This is a genomic window from Vibrio sp. CCB-PB317 (assembly GCF_022808245.1).
In the GTDB taxonomy this organism is placed as follows: Bacteria; Pseudomonadota; Gammaproteobacteria; order Enterobacterales; family Vibrionaceae; genus Vibrio; species Vibrio diabolicus.
Map to the genome: position 1 here is coordinate 1,048,481 of NZ_JALGNU010000001.1, position 14,461 is coordinate 1,062,941.

Genomic DNA, 14,461 nt, shown 5'->3' on the forward strand with positions numbered 1-14,461 from the left:
ATCGCTAAAACGTCTAGTTATCGTAGGTAGCTAGACGTTAAAAATTTCAATGGCTAGACTGGCTCAACGTCTGGCCTTCATTTGAATCCCACACCATGAGGACTCGTGATGAGGGATTGATTTGAGAAGACCCTACAGACGTACAAGCAGCCAAGACTGCAGCGTTATGGAAATAATAAATCCCTTAAGGGAAAAACAAACGGAATATCGAAATGAATTTGCATGAATACCAAGCCAAACAGCTGTTTGCAGAATTCGGTTTGCCTGTGCCAGAAGGCTACGCGTGTGATACACCACAAGAAGCTTTTGAAGCCGCAGGCCGTATCAGTACAGAAAAGAAAGTAGTTAAATGTCAGGTTCACGCTGGTGGCCGTGGTAAAGCGGGCGGTGTAGAGCTGCACGATACAAAAGAAGGCGTTAAAGAGTTTGCACAAAAGTGGTTAGGTAAAAACCTAGTGACTTACCAAACTGACGCTAACGGTCAGCCAGTTACAAAAATCCTTGTTGAAGAAGCTTCAAACATTGCAAACGAATTATACCTAGGTGCGGTTGTTGACCGTGCAAGCCGTAAGATCGTTTTCATGGCTTCAACAGAAGGTGGTGTTGAAATCGAAAAAGTTGCGGAAGAAACGCCGGAGCTTATCCACAAAGCTGCAATCGATCCACTAGTAGGCCCACAAGCTTACCAAGGTCGCGAGCTTGCGTTCAAACTTGGTCTTGAAGGCGACCAAATCAAACAATTCGTTAAGATCTTCATGGGTCTTGGCACGATGTTCGCCCAGTACGATCTTGCTCTACTTGAGATCAACCCGCTTGTGGTTACTGGTGAAGGCAACCTGCTATGTCTTGATGGTAAGATCAACATCGATTCAAACGCTCTTTACCGTCAGCCTAAGCTTCGTGAAATGCACGATCCATCACAAGAAGATGAGCGTGAAGCACACGCAGCTCAGTGGGAACTAAACTACGTAGCACTAGACGGTAACGTTGGCTGTATGGTTAACGGTGCAGGCCTAGCAATGGGTACGATGGATATCGTAAACCTACACGGCGGCAAACCAGCTAACTTCCTAGACGTAGGTGGCGGCGCGACGAAAGAGCGTGTTGCTGAAGCATTCAAGATCATCCTATCAGATGACAACGTGAAAGCGGTACTTGTTAACATCTTCGGTGGTATCGTACGTTGTGACATGATCGCAGAAGGTATTATCGGTGCGGTTAAAGAAGTAGGTGTAAGCGTACCTGTTGTTGTTCGTCTAGAAGGTACTAACGCTGACCTAGGTCGCGAAGTTCTTGCTAATTCTGATGTTGATATCATTGCTGCTGAGTCGCTAACGGATGCTGCTCAGAAAGTTGTTGCTGCTGCGGAGGCTAAATAATGTCTGTATTAATTAACAAAGACACTAAAGTAATCTGTCAGGGTTTCACTGGTGGTCAAGGTACTTTCCACTCAGAGCAAGCTATCGCATACGGCACTCAGATGGTTGGTGGTGTGTCTCCAGGTAAAGGTGGCCAAACTCACCTAGGTCTACCTGTATTCAACACAGTTCGCGAAGCAGTAGAAGCAACTGGCGCAACAGCGACAGTAATCTACGTTCCAGCACCTTTCTGTAAAGATGCAATTCTAGAAGCGATTGATGCGGGCATCGAGCTAATCGTAACAATCACGGAAGGCATCCCTACAACAGATATGATCGACGTGAAAGTGAAGCTAGAAGAAACTGGCGTTCGTATGATCGGTCCTAACTGTCCGGGTGTTATCACTCCTGACGAGTGTAAGATCGGTATCATGCCTGGTCACATCCACAAGAAAGGTAAAGTAGGTATCGTATCTCGCAGCGGTACTCTAACTTACGAAGCAGTTAAGCAAACAACAGACGAAGGTTTCGGCCAGTCTACTTGTGTTGGTATTGGTGGTGACCCAATCCCAGGTTCAAACTTCATTGATATTCTAAAACTGTTCCAAGAAGACCCTGAAACAGAAGCGATTGTTATGATCGGTGAAATCGGTGGTACTGCAGAAGAAGAAGCAGCAGCATACATTAAAGAAAACGTAACGAAGCCAGTGGTTTCCTACATTGCTGGTGTAACTGCTCCTCCTGGTAAACGTATGGGCCACGCTGGTGCGATTATCTCTGGCGGTAAAGGTACTGCTGAAGACAAATTTGCTGCACTAGAAGCGGCGGGCGTTAAGACTGTGAAATCTCTAGCAGAGATCGGCCAAGGTCTACGTGAAGTAACGGGCTGGTAATTTCCAACTCGAAGCTTAAAGCTAAAAAAGCCTAGCAATTATTGCTAGGCTTTTTTGTATCAAGGTACTTTTTACGATTTTTGGCGAATAAATTGGCTAAGCATAAACAGAGATGTTGCGCTGATTACTACTGATGGGCCAGCCGGCGTATCGAAGTGCCATGATAGGCTAAGCCCCATTAGTACTGCCACAGAGCCAATAATAGATGCGAACAGTGCCATTTGCTCTGGTGATGAAGAGACCTTACGTGCTGTTGCTGCTGGGATTATCAGCAAAGAAGTCATGATAAGTGCCCCAACAAACTTCATTCCTACGGCAATCACAACACCTACCATAAGCATTAACACCAATCTAACTAAGTCTGTATTGACGCCCTCGACGGCAGCAAGCTCTTCACTAACTGTGCTCGACAATAAAGGTCGCCAAAAAACGTAAAGACACACACTAACAGCAACGACACCTGCGTAAATGAACATCAGATCTTGCGGAGATACTGCGAGTAAGTCACCGAACAAGTAACTCATCAGATCTACACGGACATTATCCAAGAAACTAACAGAAACTAGACCAACAGATAATGCGCTATGGGCGAGTATACCCAGAAGCGTATCGGTTGCGACCAGTTGTTGTTTCTGCAATGTCACGAGCAATACGGCGAGTGCTAAACAGCAAACGAGTAGTGCAAGATAAAGGTTCACGTTGAGCAGAAAGCCTAATGCCAAACCCATCAATGAAGCATGTGCCAGGGTATCACCGAAGTAAGCCATTTTGCGCCAAACGACGAATGACCCAAGAGGACCTGCAATGATCGCGATGCCAATACCAGCAAGAATAGAAGGTAGAAGAAACTCAATCATGGTGATGATGTCCGTGTTTATGGTTGGAGCATGATGTCGCATCGCCAGTTACTGGCGTTCCGGATAAATCGTGATGATGATGCTCGTGGTCGTGATGATAAAACGCGAGCGATTCTCTCGCTGCATTGCCAAATAGCGCGATGTAAGAAGGGTGCTGAGTAATCGTGGCAGGTGAACCAGAGCAGCAAACATGGTGATGCAGACAAATGACATCATCTGTTTTGGCCATTACTAAATGTAAGTCGTGTGACACCATAAATACACCGCAATCGAATCGGTGACGAATGCTTTCAATTAGATCGTAGAGATCGATTTGACCTTGAATATCCACACCCTGCGCAGGTTCATCTAGCACTAACAGCTCTGGGCGTTGAAGCAAAGCACGCGCAAGTAATACGCGTTGGTTTTCACCACCTGATAAGCGATGCATGTTACTACTAATTAAATGCTCAGCGCCAACAAGCCTTAATGCATCAATACATTCTTGTTTACTGTATTTTCCTGCTAAATTTAGAAAACGGGTGACATTCAATGGAAGAGAGTCATTGAGTTTCAATTTTTGAGGAACATAACCAATTTTTAGTTTTCTTTGTCGGTTTAATTTGCCGCTAGTCGGTTTTTGAAGGCCTAAAATGACTTTGACTAACGTTGATTTTCCCGCTCCATTGGGACCAATTAGGGTTGTTATTTTGCCCTTTTGTAATTCCATACTAATGTTATCGAGAACTCTGCGGCCATCGAACTCGACGCATAAGTGCTCAAGATGGACTAAGGAAGACATGAATGAAACTCATTTGCAAATCAATAATGTTATAATGTAACATTATCACACTTTCTACACCATATCCCAAGTAAAACTATGAAAAGAGCATTAATTCTTGCTGCGTCAGCGATGCTAACGTTGCCAGCACACGCAGTAACGGTACTAACGAGTATCAAACCTATTCAGTTATTAGTGACAGAGCTTACTCAAGGGGTGACTTCGCCAGATGTATTACTGCAGTCTAACACTTCGCCCCATGATTACGCTTTACGCCCATCGGATGTTAAGAAAATCGCTTCTGCTGATTTAGTCATTTGGTACGGACATGATCTCGAACCGTTTCTGGAAAAAGTCGTGTCAGACAGATCGAATACTCTGACTATTAGTCAAATTCCAGATCTAGATTTGCGTGAGTTTGATAGTGAGCACAACCATGACCATGATGGCCACGATCATGGTTCACATGATCCGCACTTTTGGTTAGGTGTAAGTCAAGCACAACAAGTTGCCAAGGTTGTCGTAAATCAACTAGGATCACTTGATCCGGAAAATGCAGCACAGTACCAAGAAAACCTTAAAAAATTTGAAACTGAGCTCAGCCAGACGGACCTAGAGATCAAGAAAAAATTATCGCCAGTGAAAGACAAAGGTTACTTTGTGTTTCACGATGCTTATGGTTATTTCGAAGAGCGTTATGAGTTAAATCAAATGGGCCACTTCACCGTGAGCCCGGATCGTAAGCCGGGAGCAAAAACCTTAATCCAAATTCGTCAAAAGTTAAGTTCAGGAGATGTAGCCTGCGTGTTTTCTGAACCTCAGTTTACTCCAGCTGTCGTTCAGAGCGTGATGCGAGGTAGCAAAGTTGCCAAAGGTGAACTTGACCCATTAGGGAGCACAATTGAAGCAAAACCGGGCAGTTACTTTACTTTTCTCAACAATATGGCGAATAATTTTGAGCAGTGCTTGAGCCAAAAGACGGATTAAGTAGTGTTGTTGTGTAGGAATAGTCCTTTTAACGTGATCCAGTAGTAAGAATTACAACCTTTGGCAAGGCGAGCCTTTTCTCAAACAGTAATTGAGATATCATTATCAATAATTAGCAGCTCAAAATAACCGTATAAGTCCATGCTGTAGAAGATATGGACGGTGAGCGCCGAGCACAAATTGATATAAAAGGTTTTCGTCTTGCTACGCCAATTAGCCCTTGTCTTGTTGGGCTTTTTCCTATCTTTCCAAGCATTTGCTCTTCATAATGCGAATGCCATCTTTTACCCTTTGCCGACTCAGGTTAAGGGTACTTTTATTGCGGCTAAAAAATTGTTCTTGGGTGAGCAAGGGGGCTTGTGGATTCACGACGTGCATGGGCGGGTGTTGTTTTATGATGGCCAAAATATCCTACCTAAATCAGGCAGTTTTTTACAAACGTCTGCCAAGCAACTGGCTTATCATGAAGGCTCGTTCTGGAACTTTGTTGAGAATGAGGTGTATCAAACTTATCCAAATCAAGAAAGACGTTTAGTCTTTAGCTTAAACCCCGGGTCGCAAATAAGAAAAATCGGTTCTTCTGAAGATTATATTTGGGTTAGTGATGGCGCACATTTTTATACTTACAACATCGATACTAGCGAGTTAAAGTCCTTTTCTTTGTTGCAGCTCTATCAACATAGCAACAATAGCTATGTTTATATTAACGATGCGGTTCTGCTCGAAGAGAAGTGGGCACTTGCTACAACTTCTGGCTTTTATCTTTCAGAAGGAGATAAGTTTGATCATGTAGTCGCTTCAGGTCAGAACTACATTGAAAAGATCTACTACTCACACACGCGCAGAGAAATTCTGGTAGGAACGTTGCGTGGGGCATTAATTTTCAATATTTATCAACCTGATAAAGAGGTGATTAAGATTGGCGGTTCTCATGTATTGACTTTCGCTGAGACAAATCAAGAGTACTGGGTGGGGACTGAGCATGGTCTGTATTTATACTCATTCTTGTCAGGCGAAGTGACAGAAGTCGAGCCTGCAAGCTTTCTTGAACTGGAGCTGGATAATACAAAGATCTATTCGCTACTGAGTGACAACATGGGAGGGATGTGGATCGCGACTAACCAAGGCATTCGTTATTACTCCTTGTTTAGTAAAAAGTTTGAACGAGTAACCTTCAGTAGTTATGACTCGCAAACCTTATCAGGGCGAATTCGACAAAGCTCCACAGGACCTGGTGATGCGCTTTGGTTCGCGGATGACCGAAAGCTTTATCGGACAGGTGAGAGTGGCAATATCAAAGTCTTGGAGCTTGATTCGCAGATCAATGAATTTGCATTTCAAGGTGGGATGCTTTGGCTTGCGACCTCTAAAGGGCTCGAAATATTTGAGTTGAATGGTCTTAACAAAGTGACATTTCCTTATTTACAGGTTATGGCTGGACACGCAGTGGAGCACGTGACTGTAGATGGTAATGATCGTCTCTGGGTATCAAGTGGATACCATCTTTACAATGTTGATATAACCAAGCAAAGCGTAAGAAACTTTGGAAGTGAGTGGCTAGTAAGTCAGTACTTACCAGCTAAGGTTACGCGTTTATACGACACTGAAGATTCTCTATTGATAGGGACCGATCATGGGGTTTATCAATACAGCAATGAAAACATCCAGTTCATCCGCTATTCCGAAAAATTTGGTGAATCATTAGACATGGTCACGGCGGTTGATGGCAGTCAGTGGTTTGCGTCATCTTACGGCGTTTTTAAAACGATTAAAGGAAGTGACGAGAAACATGTTGTTGAAATGAGTGTGCCCAACGCGCGACCTGCTTGCTTGATCAGAGACAGGCAAGGTGTGTGGTTAGCCTCTTCTGTCGGATTAAGCTATTACCACCTTTCGGGTGAATTAGTGAAACATTATTCATCGGCGTCTGGCTTAATGAACAACGAGTTTCTACCAGGAATTTGCAGTGTTATACAGCAAAAAGAAGGTGGTGAGCGAGAGCTCGTCCTAGGGTCGAAATACGGGTTGGTAAAAGCTGAAGCATCCAAGCTGCTTGTGTCCAACCCTCCAGAGTCGAAGTTTATCGTGAGCCAAGTTGTGCTTGAAAACGAGGTTCTACAAGTTGGTAGCGCCGATTTGAATGGCATAAAATTACCGTATGGCTCTTCTCTAAGTTTCTTATTTGGCGTGATGCCAAAACCAGACAGCCAAAATTTGTATTATCGATTGAATAGCGATGATCCTTGGCAAGCGCTAGAGGGAGGCCAACTGACTCTAGAGCATCTCAATTCCGGTGAATACCATTTACAGGTAAGTAATGAGTCTCAAGTCGCTGCTGGATTGGTTGGGCTCGAGTCGTATTTTATTGTGCTTAATCCTTGGTATTTATCGCAACTCGCAATTTTAGGTTTTGTGGTCGCGAGTATTGCCATGGTTGCACTACTTATGTACTGGCGTTCTCGCTATGTTGTACAGGCTAACCGTGATTTAGCTGCGCAAGTGACACTCAAAACTAACCAGTTGAGGCATCAAAGCCGAGTGTTGTTGACGAGTAACCAACAGCTACGTAAACAGATTCAAGTCAGAAACCTGTTGGTTGATCACGTGGCGCAATCTATTAAGTCCAGTGTGGATTTTATAGCGTCAAAATTACCCATACCTTTGGATGCAGCTACGGAAGATCATCTGGCGAAAACGACATGGCAATTAAATGAGTTAAAAAGTGTTCCTGGCGAAGCTAGCGGCGGTAGTCACAATTACAATTTGAGTCAGATAACTCAATCGGTGGTTGATGTATGGCAAGATGATTTTGCGAAGGCTGGGATTATGGTGGAGCTTGAAGATGAGAGAAAAACAAGTCGAATTGCTCTGGAAAGCTTTAACCTTGATGTTATCTTCAACAGCATTTTTGCCAATATCATCAAGCGTTCTTTCCGAGGCCAAACGGTGAGAATCATGCTAGAAGAGGGCAATGATATTGTTTCATTGAGTTTTCTTGATTATGGGACGCAACTGCCTAATAAAGTCACGACCGGGCGTCCATCTAATATGAACCACTCTGAATTGAGTATTGATCATCTTGCCCAGTTAGTGACAACGAGTGGAGGATACTTGGCGGTGTTTACTTCCGACGCTCAAAATAAAATCGAAATTACATGGCCAACTGCGAAGGAAATGAGTTATGTGGATGAATCTTTGCAAGAATTTGAGTCTGAACCTATCGTCGAAGATAAAGTGACCCCAGAGAAAGAATGGTTGCAAAAAGTCTATCAGCTGGTGGCTGAGCATTACCATGACCCTGAGTTTGGTACTGCTTTAGCGGCTAAAATGCTGTTCATGTCAGAACGCTCTTTACAGAGGCGCTTTAAATCAGCCTCGTCAAGAACGTTAAAAGATTATGTAACCGAAGTTCGTTTAGAAACGGCGTGTGAGCAGTTATTAGCGGGCGAGAAAATCAGCGAAGTAGCGTTTAACTGCGGCTTTAATGATCCTTCTTACTTTAGCCAAAAGTTTAAATTGCATTTTGGTTTGCCTCCTTCCAAGTTTGCTTTGACTCAAGAAAGCCAAGAAACCAACTAAAAAACCTCATTACACACTCCCTAGTGAATATTCAAAAGACTGGGGAGCTGCTTATAGTGCTCTACTATTGCTAGAGCTACCAATGCAGTGATTCTCATTGCTTCTTCATCACATCTAGCCTACAAATCCATTCTCAATACGTAAGCACGGTCACGCTCTATCTGTTAGTAGCGCTGTTCTTAGCTATAACCATACATGGCTTAAGAGGACGGATTTACCTACGGCGACAAATAGATGAATGGTTGTATTTTTGTATCTAGAGTGCGTTGGTTCATTTGAGTAGTGGGGGTATGCGAAATTCGTGAAAACAGAACTGTGCTGAAAAGGTGGATAAGATAAAGAGTTTAGAGAGAGATGAAAAAAAATATCGTGGTATAGCCGGGGGGACTATACCACGGGTGTCAATGACACCTTCGCTTGCTGCCGGAGTGACATGTTGCCATGCCACCTCTGGAATTCATTTGAGAGGTTGCCCTCTCGATGGAGTAACTATACGAGAGGTTACTTATTTTTCTTATAAAAATAACGCCATGTTGATATGAGAAAAGCGACAAAGTTTTAAGTTCCAACTAAGTTATTGTTTTGTATTTAATTTTTTATTTTTGCCCTTTGTTTGTGACATTTTTATTTCATTGATCGTGATTTTTAATTGTTAATTTTGACGTAAATAACGAGAGGAAATTTACGGAGTTGACGTTTGAAAGCATGAAAACATTTATGAAATCTTTGATTTCACACAAGGATTGAAGGGTTATAGAAGAGTAATATTGGCAGCCTAAACTTATTAAATAATAATATTTCTCATTAGCAATACTCTTAAGGGCCACTATGAAGTTATCAGAGATTAATCCTGGCGATACGGTGACGATTCGGTTGTTAGATGGTCTTTCATCAGATATCAGAAAGAAACTCATGGTAATGGGGCTGCTTCCCAATACAGAAGTCAAAGTGATTCGACGTGCTCCAATGGGCGATCCTTTACAAGTCGAAGTCCGTGGTGTGTCTGTCGCATTGCGAGAAACCATTGCTCAGAAAATTGAAGTGGAGCGAGTGTAATGCAATATCAAGTGCTTACCGTAGGTAATCCTAATAGTGGTAAAACGACGCTATTTAATGGTTTGACTGGCGCAAAACAGCAAGTTGGTAACTGGGCAGGCGTCACCGTTGAAAAGAAAACGGGACAATTCAAACATGCGGGTGACGAGTTTTTGCTCACTGACCTCCCTGGCATTTACTCGTTAGACAGTGGTAATGATAGCAATAGTATTGACGAATCCATTGCATCGCGTGCGGTTCTAACTCATCCTGCTGATCTCATTATCAACGTGGTTGATGCCACGAGTTTAGAGCGCAGCTTATATATGACGTTGCAACTTCGCGAACTTGGCCGTCCTATGATTGTTGTTCTCAACAAAATGGATGCGCTAAAACGTGAACGTCAAATGATTAACGTTTCAGAGCTTGAGAAAACGTTAGGTTGTCCTGTAGTAAGTTTATCTGCAACCAATAAAACTCAAGTTGCAGAGTTTAAAGAAAAACTTCATAAGTCCATCGTTCAAGGGGTCGCGCTTAAAGAGCTATCTTTGCATTACGGTGAAAAGATGGAGTCGGCGATTCAAACTGTTTCCGCACTTTTTAACGATCAAACCGTCGCCCATCGTGCATTAGCGATTCGTGCGCTTGAAAAAGACACGATGGTTCTCAATAGCCTTTCCGATATTGATAGAAGCAAAGTATTGGAAGTCATTGCGACTTTAGACTTGGATATCGATTTGCATGTCGCGGATACCAAGTACACATACCTGCATGAACAGTGTAAAAAAGTTCGCCGAAGCGAAGGCAAATTAAGCCGTAGCGTGACTGAAAAACTCGACCAGTTTATTTTGAACAAGTGGATTGGGATCCCATTCTTCTTTGTGGTTATGTACTTGATGTTTATGTTCTCGATTAACATCGGTAGTGCATTTATCGACTTTTTTGACATTGGTGTAGGCGCATTGCTGGTTGATGGTGGACATCACTTATTAGATGGTCACCTCCCCGTATGGCTAGTTACGGTGATTGCTGATGGTTTAGGCGGCGGTATTCAAACAGTTGCGACCTTTATCCCGGTCATAGCGTGTTTGTACTTATTCCTTGCTGTGCTTGAGAGCTCGGGTTACATGGCACGCGCTGCGTTTGTGCTTGATAAAGTGATGCAGAAAATCGGCTTGCCGGGTAAAGCGTTTGTCCCTTTGGTTCTTGGTTTTGGCTGTAACGTTCCGTCAATCATGGCAACGCGCACGCTAGACCAAGAGCGTGAGCGCAAGTTGGCTGCGTCGATGGCACCGTTTATGTCATGTGGTGCTCGCTTACCTGTGTACGCTTTATTTGCTGCCGCTTTCTTCCCAGGCTCTGGTCAAAACATTGTGTTTGCACTTTACCTACTTGGTATTGTCGCCGCGGTGTTTACCGGTTTGTTCCTCAAGCACACGCTGTATCCTGGCAGCAGTGATAGCTTGGTGATGGAAATGCCTGACTATGAGCTTCCGACATTGCAGAACGTCGTGATCAAAACTTGGCAAAAACTTAAGCGGTTTGTATTGGGTGCAGGTAAAACCATCGTAGTGGTTGTTGCTATCTTGAGCTTCCTCAACTCGCTAGGAACTGACGGTACATTCGGTAATGAAGACAGTGATAAATCGGTTCTATCAAAAGCCGCTCAGGTTGTGACGCCAGTGTTTGCACCAATTGGTATTCAAGAGGATAACTGGCCAGCAACGGTTGGTATTATTACTGGTATCTTCGCGAAAGAGGCAGTCGTGGGCACATTGAACAGCTTATATACTACGCCAACCGATGGAGAGGATGCAGAATTTGATCTTATGGGTAGCCTAGAAGAAGCGGTGATGAGCATTCCTGAAAACCTAGCAGGGCTGAGCTATTCTGATCCTCTGGGGATTGACGTCGGTGATTTAGCAGATTCTCATGCAGTCGCAGAGGAGCAAGAAATTGATGAATCGATCTTTGGTAACATAAAAGAGAAATTTGTTTCTGGTCATGCTGCTTTTGCGTACCTAGTTTTTATCTTACTTTACACTCCTTGTGTGGCTGCGATGGGTGCCTATGTTCGAGAATTCGGCAATAACTTTGCGCGCTTTATAGCGGTATGGACAATGGGGCTCGCGTACTTGAGTGCGACTTTCTATCATCAGCTTATGCATTTCGCTGATAGCCCTATCACCAGCGGCGTTTGGATTGCCATAATTATTGCGATTTTCTTTGGCATGTACCGCGTTTTCAAGCGCGTAGGCAAGAAACATCAAGGCGAGTTTGAGGCGCAAGTCGTATGATTTTAAAAGAGCTTTATCAATATATTGCCGAAAAAGGAACGGTTTCCCAATCTGAGCTAGCAAAACAGTTCGGAATGAGTGAAGACGGTGCAGACGCCATGTTAAGTGTATGGATTAACAAAGGTCGCATTTCTCGCTTGGTAGATACAAATAAAGCTCATCATATAACGCGAATACGCTATGCAGTCACAAAGCACGATGGTTTGTCACTTACCGTAACCATGTAGTAAGAGCAATGAACCATCGCGCAAAAACAACAAAGCCGCATCAGCAATGATGCGGCTTTTTACTTTCTGCCTGAATTAAAAGTTATATAACGGTTACGCTTTACGGAAGATAGAGCTTAACGACAACACATTACGAATTCGGTTAAGAATCTCTTCTTGTTCTTCGTCAGTACGAAACTCACCTTTGGTGTTACCCCAAACTGGTCCCGGCCATGCCATATCGTCTTTAAAGCGAGCAACATGGTGAATGTGCAGCTGTGGCACCATGTTACCTAGGGCACCAAGGTTTAACTTGTCTGGGCGGAATGTCGCTTCGAGTGCTTGGCTTACCGCTTGAGATTCGAGCAAAAACTGTTGTTGCTCTTGCATTGGCAAGTGGTGTAGCTCTTTCAAATTTTCGCGTTTAGGCACCAAGATAACCCATGGCACAGCATTATCTTTATGAAGAAGCGCGACGCAAAGTGGGAAGTGACCAATCACCGAAGTGTCTTTTGCCAATTGAGGATGAAGTTCAAAACTCATTATTGCTGTCCGATTAATTTTTAGTTTGAAGTAGTATACGACAGATAAAACAAAAGGTTGACGCTTTCACGTCAACCTTCGTCATCATTTAGCTTGTGCTACTTAAGCTAACTACGTAAAAGCGGATTACATACGCTCTAGAGTATCGATACCCAGTAGAGACAGACCTTGCTTGATGGTCTTCGCTGTTAGCGCAGCTAGTTTCAGACGGCTTTGTTTCACTGCTTCGTCTTCAGCAACTAGGATAGGGCACGCTTCGTAGAAGCTAGAGAACTGACCTGCTAGTTCGAATAGGTAGCTACACATGATGTGTGGTTGGCCTTCGCGAGCAACAGATTGCACCGCTTCTTCGAACTGCATAAGTTTAGCAATAAGTGCTTTCTCTTTCTCATCAGTGATTTTGATGTCACCTTGGAGAGCATCCATAGCAACACCAGCTTTAGCGAAAATTGAAGCTACACGAGTGTATGCATATTGCATGTATGGTGCTGTGTTGCCTTCAAACGCTAACATGTTGTCCCAATCGAACACGTAGTCAGTCGTACGGTGTTTAGATAAGTCAGAGTATTTAACCGCTGCCATTGCAACTGTTTTAGAGATCTTCTCTTTTTCTTCCGCATCTAGTTCAGGGTTTTTAGATTCGATCAGCTGTGCTGCGCGAACTTCTGCTTCATCCAGAAGATCTGCCAAACGAACGGTACCACCCGCACGAGTCTTGAATGGCTTTCCGTCTTTACCCAGCATCATGCCGAACGCGTGGTGCTCAAGAGATACAGACTCAGGCACATAGCCCGCTTTACGAACAATCGTCCAAGCTTGCATTAGGTGCTGGTGTTGACGTGAGTCGATGAAGTAAAGCACACGGTCTGCGCTTAGCTCTTCATAACGATATTTTGCACATGCGATATCTGTTGTTGTGTATAGGAAACCGCCATCGCGTTTTTGAACGATAACGCCCATTGGTTCGCCATCTTTGTTCTTGTATTCATCTAGGAATACAACTTGCGCGCCATCATCTTCAACGGCAAGACCTTGTTCTTTTAGGTCTGCAACGATCTTAGGAAGCATGTCGTTGTACATGCTTTCGCCCATTACGTCGTCACGAGTCAGTGACACGTTTAGACGGTCGTAGTTGCGCTGGTTTTGGATCATGGTTACATCAACGAGTTTTTTCCACATTTCTGCACAGTACTCGTCACCGCTTTGCAGTCTTACCACGTAGTTTCGCGCCTTTACTGCGAACTCTTCATCTTCATCGTATAGCTTTTTCGATTCGCGGTAGAAGCCTTCAAGGTCCGCAAGTTCCATAGAAACTTCGCCAGACTCTTGTTGTACGCGCTCAAGGTTTGCGATAAGCATACCGAACTGAGTACCCCAGTCACCGATGTGGTTCGCGCGGATCACTTTGTGACCTAAGAACTCAAGCGTACGTACCACTGCATCACCGATGATGGTTGAACGCAGGTGACCTACGTGCATTTCTTTTGCTACGTTTGGTGCAGAGTAGTCGGCAACGATGGTTTGCGCTTCTTCTTTAGCTACGCCAAGACGTTCGTCTGCTAGCGCCGCGTCGGCTTGTTTCGCAAGGAACTCTTCGCTTAGGAAAATGTTGATGAAACCAGGGCCAGCGATTTCTGTTTTGCTCGCAATACCATCTAGGTCTAGAACATCCAGTACTTTCTGTGCAAATTCTCGTGGGTTAGTACCCAGTTTTTTAGCAACGCCCATTACGCCGTTTGCTTGGTAATCACCAAATTGTGGCTTTGCTGATTGGCGAACGGCTGCAGGACTACCTGCAGGTGCGCCAGCGGCTTCTAGAGCCTGAGATACTTTGTCATTAATAAGTGCTTGGATATTCACACGCGTTTCCTTCAATTCAAGGACAAAGAACTCGGCAGAATGTACGCCGAGCTCTGTTAGAGTTCACAAAAATGGGGCTAATCATA

The 14,461-nt window shown here is 44.0% G+C and carries 11 protein-coding genes; 7 read left to right on the plus strand and 4 right to left on the minus strand.

Annotation, left to right across the window (positions count from 1 at the left end; all coding sequences use genetic code 11):
• Positions 1-212: 212 nt before the first annotated feature.
• Both sucC and sucD read left to right on the plus strand, forming a co-directional pair.
• Positions 213-1,379: an ADP-forming succinate--CoA ligase subunit beta gene (gene sucC / locus MTR11_RS04940; RefSeq protein WP_005393009.1), complete on the plus strand. Its 1,167-nt coding sequence runs from the start codon at positions 213-215 to the stop codon at positions 1,377-1,379.
• Positions 1,379-2,251, plus strand: a complete 873-nt coding sequence (gene sucD, locus MTR11_RS04945; RefSeq protein WP_005382181.1) for a succinate--CoA ligase subunit alpha — start codon at positions 1,379-1,381, stop codon at positions 2,249-2,251. Before sucC ends, sucD begins: the two co-directional genes overlap by 1 nt.
• 71 nt (positions 2,252-2,322) lie before the next feature.
• Here the strand turns inward: sucD and znuB are convergent, their stop codons facing one another.
• Entirely contained in the window at positions 2,323-3,108 is a 786-nt protein-coding gene (gene znuB, locus MTR11_RS04950; protein ID WP_005396067.1) for a zinc ABC transporter permease subunit ZnuB, read from the minus strand.
• Positions 3,101-3,889, minus strand: coding sequence for a zinc ABC transporter ATP-binding protein ZnuC (znuC, locus tag MTR11_RS04955; protein ID WP_006742704.1), 789 nt, complete (start codon positions 3,887-3,889; stop codon positions 3,101-3,103). The genes znuB and znuC overlap by 8 nt, the downstream gene beginning before the upstream one ends.
• A gap of 78 nt (positions 3,890-3,967) precedes the next feature.
• Here znuC and znuA point away from each other — a divergent pair, with 78 nt between their 5' ends.
• The 5 genes from znuA to MTR11_RS04980 all read left to right on the plus strand — a co-directional run bounded on the left by znuA (position 3,968) and on the right by MTR11_RS04980 (position 11,993).
• Positions 3,968-4,855 carry a zinc ABC transporter substrate-binding protein ZnuA gene (gene znuA, locus MTR11_RS04960; RefSeq protein WP_243327076.1) on the plus strand — a complete coding sequence of 296 codons (888 nt, stop codon included), beginning with the start codon at positions 3,968-3,970 and terminating at the stop codon, positions 4,853-4,855.
• Positions 4,856-5,056: 201 nt separating this feature from the next.
• Positions 5,057-8,434 (plus strand): AraC family transcriptional regulator, encoded by a 3,378-nt coding sequence (locus MTR11_RS04965; protein ID WP_243327077.1) that lies wholly within the window; start codon positions 5,057-5,059, stop codon positions 8,432-8,434.
• 828 nt (positions 8,435-9,262) lie between these two features.
• Entirely contained in the window at positions 9,263-9,490 is a 228-nt protein-coding gene (locus MTR11_RS04970) for a FeoA family protein (RefSeq protein WP_005382190.1), read from the plus strand.
• Complete coding sequence (feoB, locus tag MTR11_RS04975) at positions 9,490-11,766, plus strand: Fe(2+) transporter permease subunit FeoB (RefSeq protein WP_243327078.1); 2,277 nt, start codon at positions 9,490-9,492, stop codon at positions 11,764-11,766. The genes MTR11_RS04970 and feoB overlap by 1 nt, the downstream gene beginning before the upstream one ends.
• Positions 11,763-11,993 (plus strand): FeoC-like transcriptional regulator, encoded by a 231-nt coding sequence (locus MTR11_RS04980; RefSeq protein ID WP_005396058.1) that lies wholly within the window; start codon positions 11,763-11,765, stop codon positions 11,991-11,993. The genes feoB and MTR11_RS04980 overlap by 4 nt, the downstream gene beginning before the upstream one ends.
• A gap of 93 nt (positions 11,994-12,086) precedes the next feature.
• Here MTR11_RS04980 and MTR11_RS04985 read toward each other — a convergent pair whose 3' ends face one another.
• On the minus strand, positions 12,087-12,515 hold the full coding sequence (locus tag MTR11_RS04985) for an HIT family protein (RefSeq protein ID WP_046874244.1): 429 nt from the start codon (positions 12,513-12,515) through the stop codon (positions 12,087-12,089).
• Positions 12,516-12,641: 126 nt separating this feature from the next.
• Entirely contained in the window at positions 12,642-14,375 is a 1,734-nt protein-coding gene (gene argS, locus MTR11_RS04990; protein ID WP_046874243.1) for an arginine--tRNA ligase, read from the minus strand.
• Positions 14,376-14,461: the final 86 nt, after the last annotated feature.

Bases quoted from the DNA above. Each gene is read 5' to 3' on its own strand.
- MTR11_RS04970 (WP_005382190.1), top strand. From the start codon at position 9,263: ATGAAGTTATCAGAGATTAATCCTGGCGATACGGTGACGATTCGGTTG.
- znuC (WP_006742704.1), bottom strand. From the start codon at position 3,889: ATGTCTTCCTTAGTCCATCTTGAGCACTTATGCGTCGAGTTCGATGGC.
- sucC (WP_005393009.1), top strand. From the start codon at position 213: ATGAATTTGCATGAATACCAAGCCAAACAGCTGTTTGCAGAATTCGGT.
- feoB (WP_243327078.1), top strand. From the start codon at position 9,490: ATGCAATATCAAGTGCTTACCGTAGGTAATCCTAATAGTGGTAAAACG.
- znuB (WP_005396067.1), bottom strand. From the start codon at position 3,108: ATGATTGAGTTTCTTCTACCTTCTATTCTTGCTGGTATTGGCATCGCG.
- MTR11_RS04980 (WP_005396058.1), top strand. From the start codon at position 11,763: ATGATTTTAAAAGAGCTTTATCAATATATTGCCGAAAAAGGAACGGTT.
- sucD (WP_005382181.1), top strand. From the start codon at position 1,379: ATGTCTGTATTAATTAACAAAGACACTAAAGTAATCTGTCAGGGTTTC.
- MTR11_RS04985 (WP_046874244.1), bottom strand. From the start codon at position 12,515: ATGAGTTTTGAACTTCATCCTCAATTGGCAAAAGACACTTCGGTGATT.
- znuA (WP_243327076.1), top strand. From the start codon at position 3,968: ATGAAAAGAGCATTAATTCTTGCTGCGTCAGCGATGCTAACGTTGCCA.